Genomic DNA, 26840 nt, shown 5'->3' with positions numbered 1-26840 from the left:
GGCGGAAGCTCAGGCTTCCAGCGCCGGGGCGAAGGCGTCGAGCGTGCCGCGCACGCACCAGCCATCGGCGGTCAGCGCCATCACCCTGTCGGAGAGCCCTTCGGACCCGGCAGCCGCCCTGAGCTTTTCGGCGGCAGCGCACATGCGGCCCAACGCTTCGGCGCCGCCGCGGCTCTCGGCGAAGTAGACGACGTCGCGACTCGGCACCACCGCGATCAGTTCGCCCTCGAAGCCCTGCGCAAGCTGCTGCCAGAGATCGGGCAGCAGCAGCATGCAGGCCTCGAAGCCGTCGCCCGCGACGAGTGCCTTGTAGCAGCCGAAATCCCGCGTGCGGACGTTGGGCGCCACGAGCCGCAGCATGTTGTCGATGGCCAGTTCGTACATCGACTGCGTGTCGAGCCCTGTCTCCAGCAGCCCCTCGCGGGTCAGCGTGACGAACCGCGCCGAAGTGTCGACCACGAAGCTCACCAGCAGGTCGGAATCCGCGGCAAGGGGAAAGGCCACCGGCTCGTGCGCTTCGCGGTTGCCGCCGAGCGTCTCGATCAGGTCCAGCACCGGCCGCATTGCCTGCTCCACGAAGCCGGCGTGCCTGATGCGGGGGTAGATGGGCGGGAGGCTGTGCATGGTGCGCCATTGTTTTGGGCGGACCAGCGGCGCCACAAGTGACGGAAGTCATGGCTCGCCGCAATCTTGCGCACACGAACGCAAGCACGCCGGAAATGCCCGATCTGTAGCAATCTATCGTCTTACTGGTGTTTCAGGCTCGAATTGCTACGATTTGCTTCGTCAGCCAAGAACCCAAGAACTCCAGGGAGATTCCATGTCTGTCGGCGCAGCGCAGCTTGCGCGTGTCCTTACCGCTTCCTCGTCCGCCATGCCACGCTCGGCAATGCGCCGGCGCTGGAACCCATCGCCATCGCGGGCGACGAGGGCCTGAGCAGCCTGTTTCGCTACACGCTGACGCTGGCCACGCCCGAGCAGCAGGGCTACAACGAGCGGCAGGCGGCCAACGTCGCCATCAAGCAGCTTGTGGGCGAAATGCTGGCCGCGCACATCGTGCTCGACGGCCGCCCGGGCTCCGGGCCGCAGCAGCGCCACATTTCGGGCCTCGTCACACGCGTACGCTTCCTGCGGCTGGAGAACCGGCGCGCGCTCTACGAAGCCGTGATCGAGCCCTGGCTCACGCTCGCTACGCGCGCGAGCGACTACCGCATCTTCCAGAACCAGAACGTGCTGGACATCGTCAGGACGGTGCTCGGCAAGTACAGCCTGCCCTTCGAAGTCCGGGCAACGCGCAGCTATCCGCCGCGCGAGTTCCAGGTGCAGTACGGCGAGAGCGACCACGACTTCATCGCCCGGCTGCTGCACGAATGGGGCCTGTACTACTACTTCGAGCACGAGGAGAGCAGCCACAAGCTGGTCATCGTGGACGAGATGGCCTCGCACCAGCCCTTCGCCCACGAGGGCTACCAGAGCATCCCCTTCCACCCTGCGGACGCGACCGTGCGCGAGGAGCACTGCGACCGCTTCAACGCCTGCGAGGAGCTGCAAAGCGGCCGCTGGGTGACGGACGACTTCGACTTCACGCGCCCCAAGGCCGAGCTGCAGCAGATCAGCGCCATGCCGCGCAAGACCGCGCAGAACACCTGGGAGCGCTACGGCTGGCCGGGCGACTACGTCGTCGAGTCCGAAGGCGAGCAACTGGTGCGCACGCGCATGGAAGAGACCGGCAGCCAGGGCGAACTCGCCAGCGGCTCGGGCAACCTGCGTGCCGTGGTGCCGGGCTGCCTCATGACGCTGGAGCGGCATCCGCAGAACGAATCGAACCGGCAGTACCTGGTCACGCATGCCCATCTGCGGCTGCAGGACGTGGGCGACGCGAGTTCGCAGCAGGAGTTCGAATGCCGCGTCGACTTCGACGTGATTCCGTCGAGCAAGGTCTTCCGCGCGCCGGCGCCGCCGGTGCCCAGGCCGCGCACAACCGGGCCGCAGACCGCCATCGTCACCGGCCCGGCCGGCCGCGAGATCTGGACCGACGAGTACGGCCGCGTGAAGCTCAGCTTCCACTGGAACCGCTACTGCACGAAGGACGAGAACAGCTCGTGCTGGGTGCGCGTGTCATCGCCCTGGGCTGGCACCAACTTCGGCGGCATCCAGATCCCGCGCATCGGGCAGGAGGTGATCGTCGACTTCGAGAACGGCGACCCCGACCGGCCCATCGTCACCGGCCGCGTCTACAACGCCGACAACATGCCGCCGTGGACCCTGCCCGACAACGCCACGCAGAGCGGCCTGCTCACGCGCAGCTCCGAGGGCGGCAGCGAGGCAAACGCCAACGCCTTGCGCTTCGAGGACAGGAAGGGTGCCGAGCAGGTGTGGCTGCACGCAGAGCGCAACCAGGACATCGAGGTCGAGCACGACGAGACCCATTCCGTGGGGCGCGACCGCAGCAAGAAGGTGGGCCGCAACCAGATGGCCACCATCGGCATGGCCTACATGCACAACGTGGGGCTGGCCAAGATGGTGAACATCGGCCTGGCCTACTCCTTCAACGTCGGCATGCTGCGCAACACCGTGGTCGGCATGATGGACAACACCATGGTCGGAAAGACGCAGACCACCAAGGTCGGCGAGAAGTACCTGCTGTCCGTGGGCGGCGACAAGGGCAGCCACATCGAGATGGACGGCAAGACCATCTCGCTGCGCGTGGGCGCATCGGTGGTGCAGCTCAAGGCCGACGGCTCCATCTCGGTCACGGGCAGGAAGATCAACATCACGGCGCAGGGCGACGACGTGACCGTCAACGGCGAGCACATCTGGCTCAACCCCGTGGGCGGCGGCGCGGCGCTGCAGCCGGACGCGGTGCCCACCCCGCCACCGGCCGAGCCTCCGGGCAGCCCGCTGGCGAGCCTGGACGCGCTGATGGGCGGCAACCCGGCCGACCTGCTGGGCAAGGCGGGGCAGCTCGCGTCGATCGCGCAGCAGGTGGCCGGAGGCGCTGGCGGTGGCGGTGGAACGGCAGGCCAGGTGACGCAGGTGCTGGGCACCGTCTCCGCGGCCGTTTCTGCCGGCGTCGGGAAGATGGCTGCAGACAAGGACGACAGCCATGGCTGAGCCCGCGTCGCCGATTCCCGAGCCACGCCTCGCGCAATTGCGCAACGCGACGCCCTTTCCTCACTTCCAGTTCGACAAGATGGGCAAGGGCCGGCGCTTCCACGACGTGGTGGTGGTGTGCGCGAGCTTCGTTCTCGCGCCCGGGCGCCTGGAGCCGGCAGCGTTCCACCGCGGACCGGTCTTCGCCGACGAGCCGTGGGACGCCGACCATGCCATGCTGTCGAGCCTGCGCGCCGCCACCGACGTGCTGCTGCGCAAGCCCGGTGCCGACGTCTACGTGACGGGCACCGCGCACGCCCTCGGCTGGACGCCGTCGAGCGAGTGGCATGCGCAGCTGCTGGTGCGCCGGCAGGAGGAAACGCTGCTGCACAAGGCGCTGCGCCTGACGGGTCCGCGGCACTGGAGCTGGCACGAGGACACCGCACAGCGCGGCCTGTCCGATCCGCAACCCACGCTCGCCGTGCCTCTGCGCTATGAACTCGCCTACGGCGGATGGGGCTTCGACCAGGGAGACGATGAAGCAGCCCAGCCTCGCACGCACGCAGCCAATCCCTGCGGCACCGGATGGTTCGGCAGCGCAGCCCGCGAAGACCACCCCGGAGCGCGCCATGCCGCCGGGCTGCCGTTCTTCGGACCGCAGATCGAATACGCCGGCGCACCGCTGCAGCACGCCAACCAGGAGGACGCGCAGCCCGCCGGCTTCGGCCCCATCGCGCGCTTCTGGCAGCCGCGTTTGGCGCTGGCCGGCACCTACGACGACGCCTGGCTCCAGCGTCATGCCGGACAGCCGTACATGGACTACGCCGACGATTTCGACGAGCGCTTCTTCCAGTACGCGCCCGCCGACCAGGTCGTGGCCGGCGGCCTGCGGGGAGATGAATCGGTGCGCATGAGCGGCTTCTTCGCCTCCGCGCCGCATATCGAGTTCCAGCTGCCGCAGCTGTGGATCGAGGCGCTGTGCAGGGACGGCGGCGGCGCGGAGCGCAGCGAGGCCATGACGCTCGACACGGTTCACGTCGACCTCGACGAGATGCTCGTGCACCTGACCTGGCGGCTCACGCTGGACCAGGAACTCGACACGGTGGCGGTCGACCTGTTCCACCGACCGATCGCCGAGGCTGCCGCGGCAACGGCCGAAGCTCAAGGAGTGGCTATATGAGCGCAGAGAAGCACATCGCCGATGCGGAGTCGGGCTTCATGGTGGTCAACGTCGTGCCCGACTTCTGCATCGTCGGCACGCAGGTCGTTCCCTTCGACATCGTGTCGATCCTCCCGCCCGAGAAGGCCGCCTACTCGCACACCGTGTTCGCGCGCAGCGAGAAGGTGTTGATGGTCGACAGCATCGTCAAGGGCGTGACAGGCAACGCGGGAAGCGGCGTGCGCTCGGGCGTCTCGCTCGGCGCGGGCAACGTGAAGATCATCTCGGGCTCGCAGACGGTCTTCGTCGAAAGCCGTGCCGTTGCCCGCCATGGCGATCTTTGCGAGATGAACGGATCGGCCTGATGAGTTCGACCCCCGACGACAAGAAGACGCTGGGACAGGTGCTGTCCACCTCCTCTTCGTCTTCGTCCCCCTTTTCGACCCCGGCCTTCAACAGCAACGGCACCCTCGGCAGGGTGCTGACCTTCGAGGTGCCCAAGGGGCCGATGCTGCGGCGCCGACCCGGCATCTGCAGCGAACGGTACGAGCGGGAGAAGGCGGCGTTCGAGAAGCTCCCTTGGTACGAGCGGATGTTCATCGGCACCGGCCGCGACGCGCGCCTGGAACCGACCGATGCACTGCAGTCGGCCAAGACCTTCCAGCGCGCATGCGAACAGATGCCCGACGAGATCCCGAAGTCGGCGCTGGACGAGAAGCTGCAGCAGCTGAACGACCATTACAGCGGCAAGAGTCCGCTGCCGCCGGAACAATCGCTGGAGCTCAGGAGAAGAACCTCGTTCCTGCAGGACGTGTACACGCCTGGGCCTCGCTGGGAGAACAACATCTCCGGCGCCGAAAGCGCCTGGCTGAGCGAGCAGAACCTGCGCTTCGGCAATTCGCTGGGCATCGCACTGCTGGGCCCGCTGTTCGGGGCACCCGGTGCGGCCACGCGTGTGCTGGGCGGCTCGGAGCAGCAGGTCGCCGCGGCCAATCAGTTCGGGGCCAGTGCGTTCGAATCTGCGGCCGCCGTCACCGTGCTTGGTGGGAAACCTGCTGCCGAGCCCCTGCCCCGGCCTGGGGGCACCGCGAGGAATGCGCCCCTGGAACCGGTGAGCAGGCCGGTGGAGGGCAAGCCGTCTTCGTCACGGCCGTCCACCGGACAAGCGAAGGAAACGGCTCCGGCGGACGGTGTCGTCGTCACTCAGAAAGCCCCCTTGCGAGCCGAGTACGAAGCCAAGGTCCGCTCCCTGAAGGACAAGGAGGCGGAAATGCGAAACGCCGGCAAGAGCGAAGAGGAAATCGCAAGACAGCTGCATGCCGACAGGCGCGCGCTGGGCGTCCAGTACAAGGACCTCACCCCCAAGGAAATGCTGGACAAGATCTACGAGAGAAATCTGACCAAGTACGGCGACAAACTGGGCCCCACCATCGACTGGCTGCAGCAACGGGGGAAATCATGGAGTCAGATAATTGAATCCGCCACACGAACTGGCGGGAAGGACCTGGGACTTTGATGACCATGAATGAAGGCACCGCCTCTACCGCCATCCTCGGCGACGAATACGACGAGCAGCTGCGCGAGAAGCTTGCGGAGGCCCTGCGGGAGATGGGGGCCGTTCTCGACGGCCACGACTGGTCCGTTGCCGGTTCGCAGGAGATAGACAGCTATTCGGTGACCATCGCCGACCAGCATCTCCTGGTCGAAGCCGAAACCTTCGTCGGCCTGTCGATTTCAGGCTCCAGGGAACTGGTCGACGAGGTCATGGCCCATCTGGCCAAGGCTTGAGAAAGACCTGGGTGACCGCAACGGCGGGGCTGCGGGCGCCCGAAACTCAAGCGCCCCGATCCGGATCCGGATACACCAGCGGCCCCAGCACCCCGCGATTGAAGGGCTTCCACTGTCCCTCCGGCTGCGCCAGCCGGTCCGCCACCGCATAGAGCACCGCCGGGTGCGCGCCCAGTCCAAGGTGGCTGGCGATGACTTCGATGTTCTCCGACTGCGGGCCGGTCTTCTCGATGCTGCAGCGCCATGCGACGACGCCGTCGGTGCGGCTGAAGATCGAGGTGGTGGGCACGGGCGGCGTGGGCTGCACGAACTTCATGCGACGCGGGTCGTGCGAGCTCTGGCCGCTCACGCCTTCGTACACGCGCCATGCGTTGGTGGCGCGCGGGCTGCCCGAGAAGGGGCTGCCCAGGGTGATGACGCCGCGGATCATGTGTGAGTACGACGAGGCCAGCATGCGTGCGTACACGCCGCCGAGGCTCCAGCCGATGATGCTGACCTTCTGGCCGCTCTCACCGTGCAGCTTCTTCAGCAGCTCGACCATGCCCTGCTCCACGCCCTCGCGCGGGCCGAAGTTGCGTCCCTGGCCCCAGCCGTGGGCGTCGTAGCCGCGGCTGCAGAGGTAGCGGCGCAGCAGCAGCGTGGAGCCGTCGCCGGCCACCAGGCCCGGCAGCACCAGCACCGGGTGCCCGTCGCCGCGCGGCGTGAGCTGCAGCAGCGGCCACATGGCGAGGCCCGCCCCGGTCTCCCACAGCGCGCGGCCCTCGGCCAGCAGCAGCAGGCGCGACGGCGGGGTGAGGTCGTCCTTGGCGTAGGTGGCGGTAGCGCTGGTCATGATGGATGGCTCCTTTGTGGTTCTTGTATCTGCTTCAGAACGAAGGTGAGGCCGGCAAAGCGAATGCCCCGTCGGACGGCAGCGACATTTATCCGAGGTATTTGGCCCTCAGGTAATCGAGGTAAGCCCTCGATTCGCCGGAAACATACGGGGAAACCAGCGTGAGCGTGTAGAAGGCCGCAAGGCCCGGGTCGGCCTGCGCCAGCGCCTCGCGCCCAGGCACCAGCCGCTCGAACGAGAGCCAGCAGGTGGTGGTGAACACCATCTGCAGCGCCAGGATGCGGGCCTGCTCGGCACTGGTCTCGATGACGCCCGAGGCCACGAGGCTCTCGCACAGCGTCTGCGCGGCCAGCAGGTTCTGCGCGGTGAGGGCCTGCGCGCGCTGGCCCAGCGCCGGGTACTCGCTGGCCAGGAAGGCCATGTCGCGGTAGATGAAGCGGTATTCGTCGATGGCCTCGAAGCGCAGATGCAGCGCGAGCCAGAGGTCGTCGATGGCCGCGATGGAGGCCGACGAGCCGTTCAAGGCCTCCAGCCGCTGCTCGAAGCGCCGGAACAGCCATTCGACGATGAGCTGCTTGGCCTTGAAGTGGTAGTGCAGGTTGCCCGGGCTGATGCCCAGCTCGGCCGCGATCTTGTGGGTCGACACGGCCGCGAGGCCTTGCGCATTGAAGAGCGCCAGGCTGGCCTGCAGGATGCGGTCGCGCGTGGTGTTGGAGCTGGCCACAGGCGGCTTGCTGCGTTGCCTGCCGTTCAGCGCTTGCCGCGCCCGCGGGATGTGCCTGCGCCCGCGCCCGTGCCGGCTTCGAGCTGCGCCACGCGCTCGCGCAGCCTGGCCACTTCGTCGCGCAGGGCCTGAACCTCGGCCGCGTCGGGCATGCCCAGGCGTTGCATGGCGGTGGCGACGCGCTGGTCGAACACGTCCTCGAACTTGCGGATGCCGAAGCTGTCGAGGCCCAGGCTCGGCACCTTGCCCTGCCCGATGCCGAGCAGGCCTTCGATCACGTTGGCCTGGCGCTTGGCGACGTCGTTGCGCACGTTGTCCAGCGCCTTGAGGCCGGCGCGCAGCAGGCCCTCGGCCTTGCTGCCCGTCTGCTCCGCCGCCTTCTTCGCGGCGGGGGCCTTCTTCTTCGCGGCCGGCGCCGTCCTGGCCGCCTTCGCGGGCGCCGCCCTCTTCTTCAACCTTGCAGTTTCGTCGGGACGGGTGGCCATTCGGTACTCCAGATGCCGGAAGAAAAATGAAAAGGGGCGCCATGCGCCCCAGGATCAGGCCGCCTTGCGGGCAGCAGCGCGGCGAACCGGCTTCTTGGCGGCGGCGGCCTTGGCCTTCACCGTGCGGACCGGCCTGGCGGCTTCTTCGGCGCCGTTCACGCGGGCTTCGATCTGCCTGGTGCCGGCGGCGATGCGGTCGGCGATCTGCACCGAGACGGTGGCCAGCGGTTGGTTCAGCGCGCCGAGGGCATTGATCACCGAGGTGGCGACCGGCGATTCGACGCGGGCCACGCGGCCAGCGACGGCTTCGATGCCGCTGGTGGTGCCGGCGGCGACGCGGTCCATCACCGAGACGATGCGGCCGGTGTCGATATCCACGCGGTTGGCCAGGAAGCCGTTGATCTTCTCCTGCGCGCCGATCAGGTTGGCCTTGACCTGCTCGCTCACCAGCGGGAGCTGGCGGCTGCCGAGGAATTCGCTGTAGCGCGAAGCGGCGCCGCCCAGCAGGCGGTGCACGCCGGCACGGTAGGCACCGACCAGGGTCTTGCCCGCGTCGTTGTACTGGCCGACGACGTGGACGGCAGCGGAGGCGATGGAGGTTTGCGTGGACATGATGAAGATTTCCTTGAAGTTGATGGGCTTCGCGAAGGAAACAGAGGGACTGGATCAGCCGCGATGGGCCTATCTTCTTCCAGGGGGCCTAGGCCTGGAAAACTAGAACGGTCGGAAAACTAGTCCAACTGCCCCAATTTTCTTTCCGGGCCCGCCCCCTTGTGCCGGTCAGGCCGCCGCGGCCCTGGGGGCAGCGCCCGGGGATCGCTTGGCTGGGGCGGCCTTGCGGGCAGGAGCCTTGACCGCAGCCTTCTTGGCAGGGGCCTTGGCCGGTGGCTTGGCGGCCGCCTTGGCAGCCGCTTTCACGGGTGCCTTCTTCGCCGCGACCTTGACCGGGGCCCTCTTGCGAGCGGCTGGCTTCTTCTTTGCGGCGGCAACGGGCATGGCTTCGGCCTCGTCGTCCGAGGGCTCCGCCACCGTCTTCGGCGGCACCGGAGCGGGCGCGGCGCCGGCTGCGGCCGGGTGCTTCTGCGTGAGCTCCATCAGCAGCTTGTGCTCGGCCAGCATGTAGTCGCCGATCTCCGTGATGTCGGGCACGGCGCGGCGGCAGGCGATCAGGCCGTAGTCCATGCGGCCGTTGTAGCTCTGCACCGTCACGTTGAGTGCCGTGCCGTGGCTGGCGATGGACACCGGGTAGTAGCAGGTGACCAGCGCGCCCGCGAAGTACATCGGGAAGGGCGCGCCCGCCACGTTGGAGATGGCGACGTTGGCCGCCGGCGGCAGCAGGTTGACGATGCCCGAGCGCCCCACCATCGACGCGATGCCCGACACCAGCCAGGGCGCGGCGAAGGTCGGAAAGTCGTCGAGGATCACCGCCTTGAAGCGGTTCATGGTCGACTTGGAGCTGGTCGACGAGGCGTTGATGGCCTTCAGCCGCTGGATCGGGTCGGTGATGTCGCTGGCCAGGCTCACCAGGATCATGCTGGCCTGGTTGTTCGCCGTGTCGTCGCCCGCCTCGCGCAGGCTCACCGGCACGCCGGCCACCAGGGGCTTGGCCGGCAGCTCGTTGTTGTCGGCCAGGTAGTGGCGCAGCGCGCCCGACACGGTGGCCAGCACCACGTCGTTGAGCGACACGCCGAAGTGCTTGGCGATGTACTTGGTCTCGGCCAGCGAGATGGTGCGCCCGGCGAAGGTGCGCTGGTTGGTGATCGACACGTTGAGCGAGGTGCGCGGCGCGAAGAGGTTGAACTTCTTCGGCGCGGCGGCCGCGTCCTTCTCGGCCGCCTTCTCGTCGGGCCTGGCAAGTCCGCTGATGGCGCGCGCGATGGCCGGCGCCATCTTGAAGAGCTTCACGTACTGCTGCGCGGTGTTGCGCAGCGCCGCGGTAGCGAGTTCGGCCATGCCCAGCTGGTAGTTGTTGCCGCGCGGGCGCGAGCGCGGCGGCTTCACCACCCGGCCCGTGGCCTCGAGGTCGAAGATGGCCTTGCCCACTTCCACGCCGGCCTGCCCGTCGATGCCCGCGTGGTGCACCTTGGTGTAGAGCGCCACCTGGCCGCTCTTGAGGCCGTCGATGATGTAGAACTCCCACATCGGGCGGCTGCGGTCGATGAGCGACGAATGCAGCCGCGCCACGTACTGCTGCAACTGCCGGTTGGTTCCGGGCTTGGGCAGCGTGATATGGCGCACGTGGTAGTCGAGGTCGATGTCGTTGTCTTCCACCCAGACCGGATTGGTCATGTCGAAGGGCATCAGCGCGAGCTTGCGCGTGAACACGTCGGCCAGGTGGATGCGGCTGGCCATGAACTTCTTGGCGTCCTCGTAGAAGTCGCCCGTGTAGCCCTTGGGCAGGTCGAGCACGTTGAGCGAACCCACGTGCATCGGCATTTCCGGCGTTTCCAGGTGCAGGAAGGTGGCATCAAGACCGCTCAGGTGTTTCATGTGTAGTGTCTCCTTGGTGGGGCATGAGCCGCTTGGCAGGATACCGTGCGCATCGCGTTCCCGGGCCCTCGCTTATTCAGTGTTTCCACCGAGGGCAGGCACCGGCGCGACAGGGGTTTGCCCCAGTAATTCCAAAGTACGGATACTGAAAAAAGCACCGCAACAACTGCTCACAAGACGCGGTGTCTTTCACGGCGCCTCCGTACACTGGGGCCATGACATCCAGCCTCCCCCCGCAGCAGCATCAGCAACAGGACGAAGACGAGAACCTCTGGCTAGAGGACATCGATGGCGAGAAGCAACTGGCCTGGGCGCGTGCCCAGAACGCCATCACGGTTCAGGCCTACGCGCAGTCGCCCGCGTTCGAGGCGCTCCAGCAGGGCATCCTCGAGGTGCTCGACTCCGACGAGCGCATTCCGATGGTCCGCAAGATCGGCCCGCGCTTCTTCTACAACTTCTGGCGCGACAAGGAAAATCCGAAGGGCATCTGGCGCCGCACCACGCTCGACGAGTACCGCAAGCCCCGGCCCGAATGGGAGACCGTGCTCGACATCGACGCGCTGGCAGCGGCCGACGGCGAGAACTGGGTCTGGCACGGCGCCGACTGCCTGGAGCCCGAGTACAGGCGCTGCCTGATCTCGCTGTCGCGCGGCGGCGCCGACGCCGACGTGGTGCGCGAGTTCGACCTGGAGGCCAAGCAGTTCGTCGAAGGCGGCTTCTCGCTTCCGGAGGCCAAGAACCACGTCGGCTGGAAGGACATCGACCACCTCTACGTGGCCACCGACTTCGGCCCCGGCTCCATGACCAGCTCCAGCTACCCGCGCATCGTGAAAGAGTGGCGGCGCGGAACGCCGCTCGAGAGCGCGGTGACGGTCTACGAGGGCCTGCACGAAGACATGTCCGTGAGCGCCTGGCGCGACAACACGCCCGGCTTCGAGCGCGACTTCGTCTCGCGCCAGATGGACTTCTACGAGAGCGAGACCTGGCTGCGCGGCGCCGACGGCAAGCTGGTGAAGATCGACGTGCCCGACGATTGCGACACCGACATCACGCGCGAGTGGCTGCTCGTCGAGCCGCGCGAGGACTGGACCGTGGGCGGCACCACCTACACGGCGGGCTCGCTGCTGGCCGCGAAGTTCGACGACTACATGGCCGGCAGCCGCACGCTCACGGTGCTGTTCGAGCCCGACGACACCACCGCGCTCGACGACTATTCGTGGACGCGCAACCATCTGCTCCTCAACGTGATGCACGATGTGGTGAACCAGCTCGAGGTGCTCACGCCGCCCGCGGACGGCAAGGGCCCGTGGAAGCGCGAGAGCCTGGGCGGCGCGCCCGCGCTCTCGACCATCGCGGCGGGCGGCATCGACGAGGACGAGAACGACGACTACTTCCTCACGGTGAGCGGCTTCCTGCAGCCGACCACGCTCTACATCGGCACCATCGGGCAGGGAGAGCCGCAGGTGATCAAAGACAGCCCCTCCTTCTTCGACGCCTCGCGCCATCGCGTAAGCCAGCACTTCGCCACCTCGAAGGACGGCACGCGCGTGCCCTACTTCGAGATCGCCCCGAAAGACCTGAAGGCCGACGGCACCAACCCGACGCTTCAGTACGCCTACGGCGGCTTCGAGGTGCCCCTGCAGCCCGCGTACAGCGGCAGCATCGGCCGCGCATGGCTGGACCAGGGCGGCGTGTACGTCATTGCCAACATCCGCGGCGGCGGCGAGTACGGCCCGCGCTGGCACCAGGCCGCGCTGCAGGAGAACCGGCTGCGCACCTGCGAGGACTTCGCGGCCGTCTCCGAAGACCTCATCGCCCGCGGGATCACCTCGCCCGCGCACCTGGGCGCCATGGGCGGCAGCAACGGCGGCCTGCTGATGGGCAACATGCTCACGCTGTACCCGCACCTGTACGGCGCCATCGTGAGCGAGGTGGCGCTGCTGGACATGCGCCGCTACACGCACCTGTCGGCGGGCGCCTCATGGATCGCGGAGTACGGCGACCCCGACCAGCCCGAGGAGTGGGAGTTCATCCGCACCTTCTCGCCCTACGAGAACGCGAAGCCGGGGCTGGCCTGTCCGCCAGTGCTCTTCACCACGTCCACGCGCGACGACCGCGTGGGCCCGGTGCATGCACGCAAGATGCACGCGAGGATGAAGGCGCTGGGCTACGACAGCAGCTTCTACGAGAACCTGGAAGGCGGGCACAGCGCGGCCACGGACAACAAGGAATCCGCCTTCATGGATGCGCTGGGCTATGCCTACCTGTGGCGGCACCTGAGGAGTTGAGATGAGCAATGCCAACGTCACCCTCGAACTGATCGGCGCGCCCACCGACGTCGGTGCCAGCGTGCGCGGCGCCGGCATGGGGCCCGACGCGCTGCGCGTGGCGGGCCTGCCCGAGGCGCTCGCGCGGCAGGGCTATGCGGTCGTCGACCGCGGCAACCTCGCGGGGCCGGCCACGCCCTGGACGCAGCCGCCGAGCGGGCTGCGGCATCTCGACGAGGTGATCGCCTGGAACCGCTCGGTCTACCAGGCCATCGACACGGCGCTGGGCGCCGGCCACGTGCCGCTGATGATGGGCGGCGACCACTGCCTGGCCATTGGCTCGATCAGCGCGGTGGCATGGCATGCGCGCAAGCGCGGCAAGAAGCTGCGCGTGCTGTGGCTCGATGCGCACTCCGACGTCAACACCGAGGCCACCAGCCCCAGCGGCAACCTGCACGGCATGCCGGTGTCGTGCCTGCTGGGCCACGGGCCGGCGGTGCTCACGGGGTGGAGCGGCGAGCGCGCGGCGCTGCAGCACGACGCGATCCGCTTCATCGGTATCCGCAGCGTGGACGGCGACGAGAAGGAAGCCATCCGCACGCTGGGCCTGAACGTGTTCGACATGCGCCACATCGACGAGCACGGCATGCGCACCACCATGACCGAGGCGCTGCAGGACGTCGACGAGGACACCCACCTGCACGTGAGCTTCGACCTCGACTGCCTGGACCCCGCCGACGCGCCCGGCGTGGGCACCGGCGTGCGCGGCGGGCCCACCTACCGCGAGATGCAGCTGTGCATGGAAATGATCGCCGACACCGGGCGGCTCGGTTCGCTCGACGTGGTGGAGCTGAACCCGGCGCTCGACGTGCGAAACCAGACGGCCGAGGTGGCCGTGGAGCTCATCGAGAGCCTGTTCGGCAAGTCGACGCTGGTGAGGTAGAAAAGCTCAGGGCCGCTCGACCTGCGCCGCCTTGGCGCGCGTGGTGTAGCCCTGGTAGGCCGGCAGCGCGACGGCAGCGAGGATGCCGAGCACCGTGATCACCGGCAGCAGCCACGCGCCGATCAGCACGCCGATGCCGTTGGGCGGCGGCGGCGCGCCGAAGCGGTTGCGGCCCTTGGTGCCCGACTTGAAGACCCAGATCAAGGCGACGAACGGAATCAGCGCCAGGAACAGCATCCAGCCCGACCAGTCCATGTCGTGCGAGCGCTGGATGCCCGTCAGCACGTAGAAGACCAGGTACGGAATCGCCAGCAGGAAGGTCAGCCCGCCGATCACGCCCTCGGAGCGCGCGAGGCCGGTGAAGCCGAGGATGCCGCCCATCACCGCGGCTGCGATGATGAAGATGATGTACGAAAAAAGCGTGTACGCCAGGAAGCGCGCCCGGCCGATGCGGCCCTTGGCGGACCACAGCTTCACGGGCTGCACGGCATCGGAGCCGCCCTCGTACACGTCGGCCACCGTGGAGCGGGGCGCGGCGTACGGATTGGGATTGGTGAAATCGGTCGTCATGTGCTTCTCTCTCCTCTGATTTATGAAGAACCCATTGTGGGCAAAGACCTTTACAAAAGGCCAGCCCTTTTGACCGCGTGGTACCGATTCACCAACGCCACGGCGAGGTCGGCCGGCTCCACGTCGACCGACAGCGGGTCGTTGCCCACCACGCGCGCAAAGGCATCGCGGCGCGACTGCTCGAACAGGTGCGCCGCCGCCACGTCGACCGCGTCGCGCGCATGCACCAGCGGCTGGCTGGCGATGTGGCCGAGCACGCGTTCGCGCAGGCTCGCGACCAGCACGAGGTGCTTGCGGCGCAGCAGCTTGATGGCGGGGCGCAGCTCGGCCGCGTCCTCGTCGCGGAAGTTGGTCAGCACGATGACCAGCGCGCGCCGCTTCTGCACGCGCAGCAGCTCCTGCGCGGCCAGCAGGTAGTCGGAATGGGTGGCGCCGGGCTGGATGTCGTGCAGCCGGTTCATCAGCGCGTTGAGCGTGGCGCTGCCCTTGCGCGGGGCGAAGTCGCGGCGCTCTTCGGGCGGGCAGCCGAAAGTCATGGCGCCGACCTCGTCGCCCTCCTTCAGCGCGACGTAGCTCAGCAGCATCAGCGCGTTGAGGGCTTCGTCGAAGTGGCTGTTGCTGCTGCTGCTGTTGCTATCGGCCTGCTGCGCCGGCGCGCCTTCGTCGGCGCGCATGCGACGGCCGCAGTCGAGCAGGAACAGCACGCACTGGTCGCGGTCGTCCTGGAACTCGCGCACGATGGGCCGGCGCTGGCGCTGCGTGGCCTTCCAGTCGATGTGGCGCAGCGAGTCGCCGGTCTTGTAGTCGGCCAGCTGCCGGAAGTCGGTGCCCAGCCCGCGCTGCGCGTATGTCTTGATGCCGATCTGCGCCAGCCGCCGGTCGCCCGAGAGCCAGGCATAGCGCGCGAGCGCGGCGAAGTTCGGGTACACGCGCAGCCGGCGCGGCTCGCCGAGCGTCTGCCGCACTTCGAAGCAGCCGAGGCGGGTGCGCCAGCGCAGCTGGGTGGCGCCGAACTGCGCCACGCCGCGCTGTGTGGCGGTGGCCGTGTAGCGGATCGCGACGCGCGAGAGCGCCGGCACCAGGTGCTCCTGCGGCAGGCCCTCGAAGGCGAAGTGCGTGTCGAGCTCGTCGAACACCGACACCCGCCAGGCCTGCGCGCCTTCGTTCACCAGCGTGAGGGTGAGCACCGTGGGCACGCCCAGCGAGAACGCGCCCGGCAGGTTGCGCTCGATGCGCAGCGGCGCGGCGCGCCAAAGCCGCAGGCTCTGCCAGAGATCGGCGCCCGCCAGCACGAAGCCGAGCGCCAGCAGCACCCCCGCCACGACGGCGACGTAGTCCACCGGCACGCCCAGCAGCAGCGCCACCGTGGCGGCGACACCGAGGCCGGCCAGCGCCAGCACGGGCGCGCGCGCGGGGATCGGAATGGCAGCTCGCATCCGCGCTGGGCTTACAGCCTTGGAGCTTCCACGCTGTCTCGCGCGGCACGCAGCAGCGTGTCGACGCTCAGGCCTTCAAGCTGCGCATCGGGCGAGATCATCACGCGGTGCCGCAGCGCCGGCAGCGCCTGGCGCGCCACGTCGTCGGGCGTGATGAAGTCGCGCCCCGCCATCAGCGCGGCGGCGCGGGCGGCACGCACCAGCGCCATGGTGCCGCGCGGGCCGGCACCCGACGAAAGCCCCGGCCAGTCGCGCGTGGCGCGCGCGATGCGCACCGCGTAGTCGATCACGCGCTCGTCGGCCTGCACCAGGCAGGCCAGCCGCTGCAGCTCGAGCACCTGCGCCTCGTCGAGACAGGGGCGCACGGCTTCCAGCGGAAACTGGTTGCCCGCGCGCTGCCGCGTGGTGAGCTGCACGATGGCGTTCTCCTCGCTGTGGCTCGGAAAGCCGATGTCGATCTTCAGCAGGAAGCGGTCGAGCTGCGCTTCCGGCAGCGGATAGGTGCCCTCGGTGTCGATCGGGTTCTGCGTGGCCATCACCATGAAAGGGCGCGGCAGCGCCATGGCCTTGCCTTCGAGCGTGACCTGGTACTCCTGCATGACTTCGAGCAATGCGCTCTGGGTCTTGGCCGGGGCGCGGTTGATTTCGTCGGCCAGCAGCAGGTTGGTGAACACCGGGCCCTGGTGCACCCGCAGGGTGCCGAGGCTGCCGTCGCCGCGCGATGCGATGTCGAGCACCGCGTGGCCGGTGACGTCGGAGGGCATCAGGTCGGGCGTGAACTGCACGCGCGAGTAGCGCAGCGTCATGGCCTGCGCGAGCGCCCGCGCGAGCAGGGTCTTGCCCAGCCCCGGCACGCCCTCGATCAGCACGTGGCCCGAGGCCACCAGCGCCACCAGCGTCTGGTCGACCGCCTCGAGCTGGCCGACCACGGCCTGGCCGACCTCGGCGCGCAGAGTCTGCAGCCACTGGGCCGCACGCGTCAGTTCTTCGGGTTGGATGGCTTGCATGGGCGTCTCTCGGTTCAGGATGAGGATGAGGAGGAGGAAGAAGAAGGTGATGAAGAAGAAGTCCGCGGCGTGAACGGCCCGTTCGCGTCGAGCCGGCGGCGCGCGGTCTCGAGCACTTCCAGCTCGATCGCCATCGCGCCGGCGTGGCGGGTGCGGGCCCCGTCCATCGCGCGCAACAGCATCGCCGGCTCCAGCCCCGTTGCCTGCGCGATGGCGGCTGCTCGCGCCGCCGCATCGCGAAACGCGTAGCCGCGCAGCTGCCGGCGAGCCGATTCGTCGAGCGCGCGCAGCTGCGCAACGTGCAGCGCGCCCGGGCCGTGCGCATGCAGGAAACCGGCGGTGCCGCGCACCTGCTCGGCCATGGAGCGCCGGTGCGTGCCGGCCGAAGGCGCCAGCGGCCCGAAGCGCACGGCCGCGCGCCAGAGCGCGGCGAGCAGCGCCAGCAGCCCCACGACCATTGCCACCCAGCCCTTCTGCCAGAGCCACAGCATGAAGGGCTCGCGCGCCTCCTCGGCGACGAACCAGATCTCGGCACCGCCGCGCGCCTGCACCGCCGCGGCGGCGAACAGCGCGTTGTCGCCGCGCAGGAGGCTGTCGTTGTGCCAGAGGCCCCAGGGCATCACGGTGACGGTGCCGCGCCCGACGCCGACGCGGATCGCCTCGGTGCCGCGCGAGCCGGTCGCGGTCCACAGCGCGGGCGGCTGCCTGTCGGCGGGCCGGTAGCGCGAGGGCGACCACCATGTGCAGAGCCGGTAGCTGCGTCCGCCGGCGAAGCTCGCGGGAACCGTTGCGGGCTCGTTCACCGTGTGGCAGTCCGCGTCCCTGGCGGACGGGTCGGGAATGCGCGGGATGCCCGATTTCCGCCTCTTCTTCGGCTCGGGTGTTTCCTTCTCGTTCTTTTCTTCCGATGCAGGCGGCTTCTCGCGCACCAGCGGCAGCCAGTCTTCGAGCTGGTCGCCGCCGACCAGGTAGCCCGGCATCACGAGGTGCCCGCCCTGCTCGACCCACTGGCGCAGGCGCTGCCCGCGCTCGGGAAACATGTCCCAGTGGCTGGAGCCGAGCACCAGCCGCGCCTGCGCGGGCGGCATAGCGTCGAGGCTGTCGCGCTTGACCACCTTCATGCCGAGCTCGCGCAGCATCGCCTGCGCACCGTAGAAGCGGTTCGTCCTGGCCTCTCCGCTCGCGGGCGTCGACACCTCGGTGTCGGCCCATTCGGTGGCGGAGACCAGCCAGAAGCCGGCCAGCGCCAGCACGAGCACCGTGAGGATGCGGGCCACCCATGCGTTCATGCGGCCGCGCCTTTCATCAGGCTGTCGTTCAGCTCGGCAGCGGCCGCCTTGGCGGACAGGTGCAGGTCGAACTCGCCGCAGATCGCCAGCACCTGCGCGGTGGACGGCAGCCGGCCGCCGTACGCCGCCAGTTGCCACGCCTCGATCAGCCGCACGAAGAAAGCCTGCGCGTCCGGCGACAGCCGGGTCGAGGCGAGCACCACGCACTCGCCCTCGGTGCTCGCGGCGCGAACCGGCACCGCATGCGCGTGCACCAGCCGCGACAGGGCGCCGCGGTACAGCAGCGACAGCGCGGGCCGGTGCTGGCCACGCTGCCAGAGGCCGGCGGCGGCATTGCCGATGTCCTCGGGCAGGCTCTCGGGCCGGATGTCGAGGCTGCCGACGTGGCTGGGCAGCGGCGCCTTGCCGGGCCGCGTGCCGCCGGCGCGCACCCTGATCCATCGATGAAGGCGCACCGCCAGCCAGGCCAGCGCCAATGCGGCCAACCCCCAGATCAGCCAGCGCGCCCCCTCGGCCACGGCCCGCACGAAGTCGCGCAGCCAGTCGAGGCTGTCGGTCTTCTTCTCGGGCTCTTCCTCTTCCTCGTCGCGCTCCTTGAAGCGCAGCTTCTTCTCGGTCCTGGTGCCGGGCATGTTCGGGTCGGCTCGGACCTTGTCGGCGGCGGCCTGCACCTGCTCGCGCGTCAGCACCGTCTCGGCCGCGGTGGAGGTCGCCGGCAGCATCAGGCTGGCAGCCCACACGGCCAGCACCGCTGCCGCGACGCGAAGCCCGCGCATATCAACGGAATCCACGACGGAACTCCTGTTCGATGTCCCAAGCTTCCAGCTCGACCCGGCGGTTCAGGTACATCGCGAACCCGGCCGCCACATAGAACGGCTCCAACACGCCGACGACCAGCGCATACGCGCCTGCCGTCAGCAGGCTCTGCACCGTCGAGTCCGACTGCGTGAGCCAGTTGAAGAGATCGCGCGAGCTGCCTTCGGGCGCGAACCAGAACAGCAGCGACAGCAGGCAGATGTCGAGCGCCATCTCGACGTTGGCGAACACCAGCTGCATGCCGGTGGCCGAACCGCGCCGTCCGCTCAGCAGCTGCGCGCGCCGCTTGCGCCGTGCGCTTCCGCGCTGGCCCTCGAGTTGCTCGATGGCCTGGGTGAACGAGCGCCAGGGCGAGAAGCGCCGCCACAGCAGCGTGCGCAGCAGCTGGCCGCCCCACACTGCCCGGCGGTTGGCCCAGAGGTCGGACCAGCGCGTCTCCTGCCCGAACACGGCGCGCGAATGCACGAAGAGCAGGCTGCGGTCGAGCCAGGGCTTGAGCCAGAAGATCAGTAGGCTGGGCAGCCAGCCGGCGATCTCGACCGTGCCAAGGGCCAGCAGCACCATGACGATGTGCACCGGCAGGAAGGTGCGCCACACCGAGCGCGCGTGGCTGCGCACCAGCTGCGCGCCGAGATCGGCGGCCTCGGCCATGGGCCGCGGCCGCAGCGCGATGGCGAGGCCGTCAACCCGCATGTTCGTCCCCTGTCTTCGCGGCGGCGCTCGGCCGGCCTTTCCAGCCCAGGTAGGCCAGCACCAGCACCCAGCAGGCTCCGCCCACGCCGTACTTCACGGCCGGCGCGATCCATCGCGCCGACGACCAGAAGGCTTCGACCGCGGCGGCGATCAGCAGCAGCCCGATCACCCCGTAGACGATCACCACCGCGTGGCGCGCCGCCAGCCGCAGCGCCTCGAGCCGCGTGTGCCGTCCGGGCGCCACCCACGAATAGCCGAGCCGCAGGCCCGCCGCGCCCGCCAGCACGATGGCGGTGAGTTCGAAGGCCGAGTGCGTGACGACGAAGGAAAGGAAGTTCTGGGCATGCCCCGCCGCGATGAGGTAGCCGCCCACGGCCCCGATCTGCACGCCGTTGAACACCACCACCGCCGCGCTGCCCACGCCGGCGAAGATGCCCGCCGCGAAGCAGCGGAACCCGATGCCGATGTTGTTCATGATGTAGTAGCCGAACATCTGCCAGTCGTCGTCCGCGCTGCGCGTGCGGCCCAGCGACTCGGCGCTGTCGCCGTACATGGAGTCGAACTCCTGCACCGAGCTGGCGTCGAGCAGGTGCAGGATGAAGCCCGGGTCGCGCCAGGCGGCCCAGCCCGCCATCAGCAGCGGCAGCATGAACATCAGCGCCGACACCAGCAGGTAGATGCGGTGCGCGCGCACCGCCTCGGGAAAGTCGACCAGCGCGAGCCGCGCGAAGCGGGCGAGGCCGTAGTCGTGGCGGCGGTAGATCAGCCGGTGCGCGCTCTGCGTGAGGCCCTCCAGGCGCTGCGTGAGATGGATCGGATAGGCGCGCGCCTGCGCCAGCGCGAGGTGCTCGCACACGCGGCGGTACAGCGTGGCGAGCCGGGCGCCGTCGAACTTGCGCTTGGTCTCGGCCGTGCGGATGACGGCTTCGAGCTCGGCCCACAGGGGTGCGTAGGCGGCTTCGAAATCGAGCGGGGTCATCGCACCGCCCTTCCCTGCGCATCGGCACCGGAGCGCCGGCCCAGCACCCACTGCGCCACGCCGAGCAGGCGCTGCGAGGCCGAGGCGCCGGTGGTGTCGGGCCCGAGCACCGGTTCCGCGACGCGGGCAAGCTCGTCGAAGCGCTCGGGCGTGAGGCGGGTGGCGCGCCCGGCCCACGAGACGATGGCCATCTGCTCGCGCGCCGACAGCGGCCGCGCGGGCGCCTGCGGCTCGGCCGGGGGCACGCTGCCGTGCAGGCTCACCTGGTCGCTGAACACCACCAGCGTGCCAGCGGCGAGGTCGCCCAGGCGCTTGCTGTCGTGGCGCCACAGCATCGACACGATGCCCGCGCCGTAGAAGGAAGGCACGAAGTCGGCCGCGCGCAGCAGGTTGCGCGTGAGCGCGGCGGCGGGCGTGACGGGCAGGCCCGAGTCCATCATCACGCGCAGGCCCATCACGCGCTTGCCGGGCGTGGCGGCCGCGCGCGTCAGCTCGAAGACCACAGGGTAGAACCACTCCAGGCAGAAGTAGGCGATCAGCAGGATGCCGAAGCCCATCTTGCCCAGCATGCCGACGCCGATGGAGATCGCGACGAAGATGCCGAGCCGGATCGCGAAGTCGATGAGGTAGGCCAGCCCGCGCGCGACCAGCCCGGCCGGGCGCAGGGAGAGCGCGATGCCTTCAGGGGTCTCGGCGGTGTAGAGCGTGTCGAGGCGCACTGGCGTCGCGCCCGGCTCAGGCTTGCAGCACGACGGTGTCGGCGATCTGGTCGTGCAGGCAGCGGCGCGACGCGCGGAAGATGAAGAGGCAGTCGATCAGCACGTAGATCGGCCCGAGCAGCGGCCAGATGCTGGTGAAGAACATCGGCCCGTCGCGCAGCGCGAGGATGCGGCCGATCTGCGCCTGCGAGCCGTCGGGCCGCGCGATCCGGATCCTGAAAAGCGCCTTGCCGATGGTCTGGCCGCGGGTGGCCAGCAGATAGCCGTGCAGCACGAGATAGAGGACGACGCCGGAGGCCGCGCTGGAGATGCGGGGCTCCCACATGCCGAGGCCGTCGTCTTCCCAGAGATTGATGGGCGTGAACTTCGCGAGGAGCCAGATCGCCACGATGGAGATGCCCGCGTCGAGCATCGCGGCGAGAAAGCGCGTGCCGCGCGATGCGAGCTCGCCCGACTGGCCCCCGCCCGGCTGCACCACGTCTTCCACATGGGATTGCGGAGGCGCGTAGCGCGCGTCCTGCGACTGGTCTTCCATGCCCGTCCCTCTCCGAAACGAATGAATTTTCGGAAGATTCTAGGGCGGTTCGATGCCCGCTCCGGCCGGCCGGCTAGGCCGGCGGGCGCGCGGCGAGCGTGGTTTGCAGGCGCCGCAGGTCGTCGAGCAGCAGGTTCAGCGGCGCCGCCAGCAGCGCGTTCGAAGCGCCTCCGCCCGACGAAGCCTGTGCTGCGCAGCGGGCCAGTTCGTCCAGGTCGGACGGCGCGGGCTTGCCTTCGAGCGCGTCGGCCATGCCCGCGATGGCCGCGCCGGCCGCCTGCGCGGCTTCGGCCTGCGTGCCGGGCGCTAGGCGGAACACGCGGTCGAGCACCGTGGCGTCCTGGAAGATGCGCGCCGCCAGCCGGGCCTTGTCGCGATAGCTGCCGCTCGTGCCGCCCCGGCGCCACCATCGCGCTTCGAGGTCGGCGCTGCCGGCCAGCGCCGCCAGGCGGACCAGCGCGGCGCGCGTACCTGCCTGGATGCGCTCGATCTCCCCGGCATCGATGGGACGGCGCGAGGCGGACATGCGCCTTGCGATGCCGCGCAGCAGCGCCGCGCAGCCCTCGTCGAAACGCGCGCCCGCGTGGTACTCCGACATCACCGTCGAGACCACCAGCGCCACGCCCACGCCGATGCCGATCTGCACCATGCGCAGCAGCGCCACCTGCAGCGGCGAATGGCCGGGAATGCCGCCGGCAGACAGGATGATGAGCGCCGCCACCGGCGCGCTGCGCATGCCCGGCACCGAGGCGCTGGCGAAAGCGAGCAGTACGACGAGGGCCAGCGTGGTCGCGATCGGCTGTGCGCCGTGATGCTGCAGCCAGACGCCCGCCATGCCGACCAGCGCGCCAGCCGCGGTGCCGCGCACGCGGTCCCAGCCGGCGTCGAGCGTGGAACCGGCGCTCGGGCGCATGACGATCAGCACGCTCATCACGGCCCAGAAGCTCTCGGGCAGATGCAGCGCGGTAGCGACGCACCATGCGATAGCCACCGCCGCGGCGAGCTGCACGCCGGGACGCCAGCGGCCGTTGCGCCAGGGGTCGGCGAGGCGTTGCAGCGCGCGCGTGCCGTTCATGGCCCGGGAGGCTTCGCGCCGCCGTCGAGCGCGGCCGAAATGCCGTCGATCAGCCCGCAGGCTTCGAGCAGCAGGGCGCGCTGGCCTTCATCGAGCGTGGCTCCGATCGCCTCGGCCAGCGCCGCCTCGCGCGTGCGCATGATCGCCTTCAGCCGTCGCATGCCCTCGGGGGTGAGCGACAGCAGCCACTGGCGCCCGTCGGCCGGATGCGGCGCGCGGCCGATCCAGCCCTCGGCTTCCAGCTCGGCCAGCAGCCGGGTCAGCGACTGGAGCTTGACGCGCTCGAACCCCGCCAGCGCGGTGGGCGTGCACGGCCCGTGCCGGTGGAGCTGGCCCAGCACGCTGAGCTTGGCCACGCTCGGCCCCTCCGGCGTGGCACTGCCGCCGCGAAGCTGGCGGGAGAGCAACGACACGGAGGAGCGAAGACGCGAGGCGCATTGCGCCGTATCGGGGATGGTGGAAGCCATGCCCGGATTGTAAGACGCGTCTTGGTATTCAGGCCTTTCGGCGTCAGCCCCGGTTGGGCGATGAAGTCACAGGGTAGGTGACGGCCGGCGCCGGCTCGGAGGCCGGAGCGATGGCGGGCGCAGGCATGGGCACCGGGGCCGGCGATGCGACCGGCGTTTCCTCGGGCTTGGTCGCGGCCTCGTCCTCGGCTTCTGCCTCCGGGCCTTCCAGGAAGCGATCGAGCAGCGCGAAGAAGCGGTCGTAGAAGCGCTCGTCGGTCAGCGTCTCGCTCGCCACTTTCACCATCGCGTCGTCGCTGCCCGAGAACGGCAGCGAGAGCGAGCCGATAGCGCCCACGCCGAGGCTCGCCGAGTTGTTCACCTTCTTGAGCCCGTAGCGGTCCTGCAGCGCGGTGGCGAAGGCCACGGTGCTCCTGCTCGTCTTGCCGCCGCGGGTGCTCTCGCGCGCGCAGACCACGCGGAACTCGACTTCCACATGCACCTCGGCTGCAGGCTGGAAGCTCTTGCGCCCGGTCACGAGGTCGGAGTTGGCGGCCGTGATCATGTAGCCCTGGCTCAACAGCGCACGGCGCGCGGCCTCGCAGGTCTGGGCCTCGCTGGCCTCGTAGTCGCGGGTGTGGGTGGTGGTGGAGCCGAAGGCCTCGGGTTCGTAGTTGACCCGGCGGGAGGTACTGCCGCAACCGGCGAGCACGAGAACGGCGCAGAGCAGGCCCAGGGCGAGAACCGGTTTACGGACCGGGGCACGGATGGCGAACAGGGAATTGGAGTGCATGGACGGCATGAAGCGGCGAATGCTAACCGGCGGCCTTGCCGGCAAGCCTTCGAGCGCGCCCGTGCAAGCGCGTTCCCGCCGCAATGCCGAAATTTTCAGGACCAGGGCAGCACGTGATGCGCGCGCACCCGCGTCGCCGCGATCAGCCGCGCGTTCGGCGCATCGGTGCTCTCCACCCAGGCGCGCGCTTCTTCGGCGCTGCGGCCGAACTGCTGGTGGCGGCGCACCAGCCGCGCCTCGCGCACCGCGTCGTCGATGTCCACGTACCAGACCTCGTCGAGCATCGCCGCCGCGCCGGCCCACGGGCCCACGTCGTGCAGCAGGTAGTTGCCTTCGGTGATGACGAGCTGCGTCGAAGGCAGCACCGCGATCGCGCCGGCGATCGGCTCCTCGATCTCGCGGCGAAACTCGGGCGCGTAGACGATGCCCCCGTCGGGCCGCTGCTCGCGCAGGCGCTGCAGCAGCGCGACGTAACCGGCGCTGTCGAAGGTGTCGGGAGCACCCTTGCGGCCGGCGCGGCCGAGCCGTTGCAGCTCGACGTTGGCCAGATGGAAGCCGTCCATGGGAACGACCTGGGCACGCTCCGCGCCCACCGCCTGCAGGAGCGCCGCCGCGAGCGTCGACTTGCCCGCGCCGGGCGCGCCGACGAGCCCCAGCAGCCGCCGCTGCCCGCTGGCCATCAGGGCCTGCAGGCGGGCGGCGCTTTCAGGGGGAAGTGCTGGAAGCGGGGGAAGGTTCTGCGCGGGAGGAGTGCTCATCCCCTGAGCGTAGCTTCTCTGGGCGTCAAGAAATCATCAGCCAGCGGAAAGGCTCTCGAGCGCGACTCGCGCGCTACACGAGCAACGCCGTCATTTCAGGATCGCACGAAACGTCAGGCTGATGCGCTCGCCAACGCCTTCGGCCTTGGGAATGGCGTGGAGCCACTCCCGTTGGACGGCGTCGGACATATAGAGCAGCGAGCCGTGGGAAAGCGGGTAATGGAAGCGCAAGCTGCTGTCGGCCTTGCTGCGGTATGCGATAGACCGGGTGGCCCCGACCGATACGATGGCGACGCCGGTGCCGGGTGCCAATGCCGCGATGTCGTCCGAATGGAAGCCCATCGACGACGCGCCATCGGCATAGTGGTTCAGCAGGCAATTGTTGGGACGGAACCCGAGCGTGGCTTCGATCCTGCCGCACAGGACTTCCAGTTCCGGGGGAATCGGCACCGCCTCATAGGCAATCTGCGAATAGTCGTAGGGCACGCCGAAGCTGGCGGTCTTGCGTGCGCGCATGCGCTCGTCCCACGTCACCGCGGACCGAAGCCATTCAAGAAGGGCATCGGGCGACGCGATGAACGCGGGATCGAGGTGGATGGGCGGGCCGCTCATGGGCCCGCAGGATACAGGGACCGTTGCTTCGCGATCAGGGATACAGGCCGCGCTCCTGGCGAGCCATCAGGATGCGTTCGCAGGCCACCGCGTAAGTTGCGGTGCGCAGCGTGATCTTGTGCTTGTCGGCCGTGTCCCAGATGTGGTTGAGCGCGTTCATCATGATGCGGTCGAGGCGCACGTTGATCTCGTCCTCGTCCCAGAAGAAGGACGAGAAGTCCTGCACCCATTCGAAGTAGCTGACCGTCACGCCGCCGGCGTTGCAGATCACGTCGGGCACCACCAGCACGCCGCGCTCGGCGAGGATGTCGTCGGCCTGCGGCACGGTGGGGCCGTTGGCGCCTTCGAGCACGAGCTTGGCGGTGGTCTTCTGCGCGCGCTCGGCGGTGAGCTGGCCTTCGAGGGCAGCCGGAATGAGGATGTCGCAGGGCGTGTTCCAGAAGTCCTCGTTCGGCACGATGTCGCCGCCGGCCTTGAAGCCGACCACGCCGTCGGTGCGCGAGATGGGCACGAGCTTGGCGAGGTCGAGGCCGTTGCTGTTGACGATGGTGCCGGTGTGGTCCTGCACGGCGACGATCTTGGCGCCGGCTTCGGCGAAGAGTTCGGCCGCAACGGAGCCCACGTTGCCGAAGCCCTGCACCGCGATGCGCGCGCCGCGCAGGTCCATGCCGAGGCGGCGCGCGGCTTCGCGGCCGGTGACGAACACGCCGCGGCCGGTGGCCTTCACGCGGCCCAGCGAGCCGCCCAGGTGCAGGGGCTTGCCGGTGACGACGCCGGTGGCGGTGCCGCCGACGTTCATCGAGTAGGTGTCCATCATCCACGCCATGATCTGCGCGTTGGTGTTGACGTCGGGCGCGGGGATGTCGGTGTGCGGGCCGATGATGATGCCGATCTCGCTGGTGTAGCGACGGGTGACTTTCTCGAGCTCCTGCGGCGAGAGCTTCTTCGGGTCGACGCGGATGCCGCCCTTGGCACCGCCGTACGGCAGGTTCACGGCTGCCGTCTTGATGGTCATCCAGGCCGACAGGGCCATCACTTCTTCCAGCGTGACGTCGGGGTGGAAGCGGATGCCGCCCTTGCCGGGGCCGCGGCTCATGTTGTGCTGCACGCGGTAGCCCTCGAAGTGGGCGATGCTGCCGTCGTCCATCTCGATGGGCACGTCGACGATGAGCGCGCGCTTGGGGCGCTTGAGGGTTTCGACCCAGCGGGCCAGCGGGCCGAGGTACGGCACGACGCGGTCGACCTGCGAGAGATAGGTGCCCCACGGGCTGTTGGCTGTAGGACTGACGAAGGAGAGTTGTTCGCTCATATGAGTTCCCTTGCTTGGTTTG

28 protein-coding genes are annotated in these 26840 nt (G+C 69.1%); 7 read left to right on the top strand and 21 right to left on the bottom strand.

Annotated elements, in window-relative coordinates; genetic code table 11:
- Positions 1-9: 9 nt before the first annotated feature.
- Positions 10-624: a hypothetical protein gene (locus ACAM57_RS02890; RefSeq protein ID WP_369660647.1), complete on the bottom strand. Its 615-nt coding sequence runs from the start codon at positions 622-624 to the stop codon at positions 10-12.
- A 144-nt stretch (positions 625-768) separates the two neighbouring features.
- Here ACAM57_RS02890 and ACAM57_RS02885 point away from each other — a divergent pair, with 144 nt between their 5' ends.
- From ACAM57_RS02885 to ACAM57_RS02865, 5 genes are read left to right on the top strand one after another with little or no spacing between them, the layout of a single operon-like run.
- On the top strand, positions 769-3114 hold the full coding sequence (locus tag ACAM57_RS02885) for a type VI secretion system Vgr family protein (RefSeq protein ID WP_369660646.1): 2346 nt from the start codon (positions 769-771) through the stop codon (positions 3112-3114).
- A complete protein-coding gene (locus ACAM57_RS02880) occupies positions 3107-4273 on the top strand; it encodes a DUF2169 domain-containing protein (RefSeq protein ID WP_369660645.1) in 1167 nt (388 codons plus the stop codon). Before ACAM57_RS02885 ends, ACAM57_RS02880 begins: the two co-directional genes overlap by 8 nt.
- On the top strand, positions 4270-4617 hold the full coding sequence (locus ACAM57_RS02875; RefSeq protein WP_369660644.1) for a PAAR-like domain-containing protein: 348 nt from the start codon (positions 4270-4272) through the stop codon (positions 4615-4617). The genes ACAM57_RS02880 and ACAM57_RS02875 overlap by 4 nt, the downstream gene beginning before the upstream one ends.
- Positions 4617-5768 carry a hypothetical protein gene (locus tag ACAM57_RS02870; RefSeq protein ID WP_369660643.1) on the top strand — a complete coding sequence of 384 codons (1152 nt, stop codon included), beginning with the start codon at positions 4617-4619 and terminating at the stop codon, positions 5766-5768. The genes ACAM57_RS02875 and ACAM57_RS02870 overlap by 1 nt, the downstream gene beginning before the upstream one ends.
- A gap of 5 nt (positions 5769-5773) precedes the next feature.
- On the top strand, positions 5774-6040 hold the full coding sequence (locus ACAM57_RS02865; protein WP_369660642.1) for a hypothetical protein: 267 nt from the start codon (positions 5774-5776) through the stop codon (positions 6038-6040).
- 46 nt (positions 6041-6086) lie between these two features.
- Here ACAM57_RS02865 and ACAM57_RS02860 read toward each other — a convergent pair whose 3' ends face one another.
- The 5 genes from ACAM57_RS02860 to ACAM57_RS02840 form a co-directional block, all read right to left on the bottom strand.
- Positions 6087-6872 (bottom strand): esterase/lipase family protein, encoded by a 786-nt coding sequence (locus ACAM57_RS02860; RefSeq protein ID WP_369660641.1) that lies wholly within the window; start codon positions 6870-6872, stop codon positions 6087-6089.
- A gap of 88 nt (positions 6873-6960) precedes the next feature.
- Positions 6961-7596: a TetR/AcrR family transcriptional regulator gene (locus tag ACAM57_RS02855; RefSeq protein WP_126025804.1), complete on the bottom strand. Its 636-nt coding sequence runs from the start codon at positions 7594-7596 to the stop codon at positions 6961-6963.
- 26 nt (positions 7597-7622) lie between these two features.
- Positions 7623-8081, bottom strand: a complete 459-nt coding sequence (locus tag ACAM57_RS02850; protein WP_369660640.1) for a phasin family protein — start codon at positions 8079-8081, stop codon at positions 7623-7625.
- Between the two features lie 54 nt (positions 8082-8135).
- Positions 8136-8693 (bottom strand): hypothetical protein, encoded by a 558-nt coding sequence (locus ACAM57_RS02845; protein WP_184642062.1) that lies wholly within the window; start codon positions 8691-8693, stop codon positions 8136-8138.
- Positions 8694-8861: 168 nt separating this feature from the next.
- Entirely contained in the window at positions 8862-10571 is a 1710-nt protein-coding gene (locus ACAM57_RS02840; protein WP_369660639.1) for a wax ester/triacylglycerol synthase family O-acyltransferase, read from the bottom strand.
- A 215-nt stretch (positions 10572-10786) separates the two neighbouring features.
- Here ACAM57_RS02840 and ACAM57_RS02835 point away from each other — a divergent pair, with 215 nt between their 5' ends.
- Positions 10787-12859 (top strand): prolyl oligopeptidase family protein, encoded by a 2073-nt coding sequence (locus ACAM57_RS02835; RefSeq protein ID WP_369660638.1) that lies wholly within the window; start codon positions 10787-10789, stop codon positions 12857-12859.
- A 1-nt stretch (position 12860) separates the two neighbouring features.
- Positions 12861-13781: an arginase gene (rocF, locus tag ACAM57_RS02830; protein WP_184642065.1), complete on the top strand. Its 921-nt coding sequence runs from the start codon at positions 12861-12863 to the stop codon at positions 13779-13781.
- Positions 13782-13787: 6 nt separating this feature from the next.
- Here the strand turns inward: rocF and ACAM57_RS02825 are convergent, their stop codons facing one another.
- The 15 genes from ACAM57_RS02825 to ACAM57_RS02755 all read right to left on the bottom strand — a co-directional run bounded on the left by ACAM57_RS02825 (position 13788) and on the right by ACAM57_RS02755 (position 26818).
- The gene (locus tag ACAM57_RS02825) at positions 13788-14351 is read right to left on the bottom strand and encodes a DUF805 domain-containing protein (protein WP_126025798.1); all 564 of its coding nucleotides are present in this window, start codon (positions 14349-14351) and stop codon (positions 13788-13790) included.
- A 50-nt stretch (positions 14352-14401) separates the two neighbouring features.
- Positions 14402-15787, bottom strand: coding sequence for a DUF58 domain-containing protein (locus ACAM57_RS02820; protein WP_369660637.1), 1386 nt, complete (start codon positions 15785-15787; stop codon positions 14402-14404).
- Between the two features lie 11 nt (positions 15788-15798).
- Positions 15799-16794: a MoxR family ATPase gene (locus tag ACAM57_RS02815; RefSeq protein ID WP_019657549.1), complete on the bottom strand. Its 996-nt coding sequence runs from the start codon at positions 16792-16794 to the stop codon at positions 15799-15801.
- A 14-nt stretch (positions 16795-16808) separates the two neighbouring features.
- Positions 16809-18083, bottom strand: coding sequence for a DUF4350 domain-containing protein (locus tag ACAM57_RS02810; protein WP_369660636.1), 1275 nt, complete (start codon positions 18081-18083; stop codon positions 16809-16811).
- A complete protein-coding gene (locus tag ACAM57_RS02805; protein WP_369660635.1) occupies positions 18080-18874 on the bottom strand; it encodes a DUF4129 domain-containing protein in 795 nt (264 codons plus the stop codon). Before ACAM57_RS02805 ends, ACAM57_RS02810 begins: the two co-directional genes overlap by 4 nt.
- Entirely contained in the window at positions 18861-19592 is a 732-nt protein-coding gene (locus ACAM57_RS02800; RefSeq protein WP_369660634.1) for a hypothetical protein, read from the bottom strand. The genes ACAM57_RS02805 and ACAM57_RS02800 overlap by 14 nt, the downstream gene beginning before the upstream one ends.
- On the bottom strand, positions 19582-20571 hold the full coding sequence (locus ACAM57_RS02795) for a stage II sporulation protein M (protein ID WP_369660633.1): 990 nt from the start codon (positions 20569-20571) through the stop codon (positions 19582-19584). The genes ACAM57_RS02800 and ACAM57_RS02795 overlap by 11 nt, the downstream gene beginning before the upstream one ends.
- Positions 20568-21290, bottom strand: a complete 723-nt coding sequence (locus ACAM57_RS02790) for an RDD family protein (RefSeq protein WP_369660632.1) — start codon at positions 21288-21290, stop codon at positions 20568-20570. Before ACAM57_RS02790 ends, ACAM57_RS02795 begins: the two co-directional genes overlap by 4 nt.
- A 16-nt stretch (positions 21291-21306) precedes the next feature.
- Positions 21307-21825 carry an RDD family protein gene (locus ACAM57_RS02785; protein WP_126025792.1) on the bottom strand — a complete coding sequence of 173 codons (519 nt, stop codon included), beginning with the start codon at positions 21823-21825 and terminating at the stop codon, positions 21307-21309.
- Positions 21826-21898: 73 nt separating this feature from the next.
- Positions 21899-22900, bottom strand: a complete 1002-nt coding sequence (locus tag ACAM57_RS02780) for an aromatic acid exporter family protein (protein WP_369660631.1) — start codon at positions 22898-22900, stop codon at positions 21899-21901.
- Positions 22897-23367 carry a MarR family winged helix-turn-helix transcriptional regulator gene (locus tag ACAM57_RS02775; protein ID WP_369660630.1) on the bottom strand — a complete coding sequence of 157 codons (471 nt, stop codon included), beginning with the start codon at positions 23365-23367 and terminating at the stop codon, positions 22897-22899. The genes ACAM57_RS02780 and ACAM57_RS02775 overlap by 4 nt, the downstream gene beginning before the upstream one ends.
- A gap of 43 nt (positions 23368-23410) precedes the next feature.
- A complete protein-coding gene (locus ACAM57_RS02770; protein WP_369660629.1) occupies positions 23411-24148 on the bottom strand; it encodes a DUF2242 domain-containing protein in 738 nt (245 codons plus the stop codon).
- A gap of 86 nt (positions 24149-24234) precedes the next feature.
- A complete protein-coding gene (locus ACAM57_RS02765; RefSeq protein ID WP_184642075.1) occupies positions 24235-24897 on the bottom strand; it encodes a nucleoside/nucleotide kinase family protein in 663 nt (220 codons plus the stop codon).
- A 90-nt stretch (positions 24898-24987) separates the two neighbouring features.
- On the bottom strand, positions 24988-25509 hold the full coding sequence (locus ACAM57_RS02760) for an alpha-ketoglutarate-dependent dioxygenase AlkB (protein ID WP_126025787.1): 522 nt from the start codon (positions 25507-25509) through the stop codon (positions 24988-24990).
- A gap of 34 nt (positions 25510-25543) precedes the next feature.
- Positions 25544-26818, bottom strand: coding sequence for a Glu/Leu/Phe/Val dehydrogenase (locus ACAM57_RS02755; RefSeq protein WP_184642076.1), 1275 nt, complete (start codon positions 26816-26818; stop codon positions 25544-25546).
- Between the last annotated feature and the right edge of the window lie 22 nt (positions 26819-26840).

Source organism: Variovorax sp. V15 (assembly GCF_041154425.1).
GTDB classification, from domain to species: Bacteria; Pseudomonadota; Gammaproteobacteria; order Burkholderiales; family Burkholderiaceae_C; genus Variovorax; species Variovorax guangxiensis.
The sequence above is the reverse complement of the archived record's forward strand: the minus strand, read 5'-3'. Positions and strand labels throughout refer to the sequence as shown.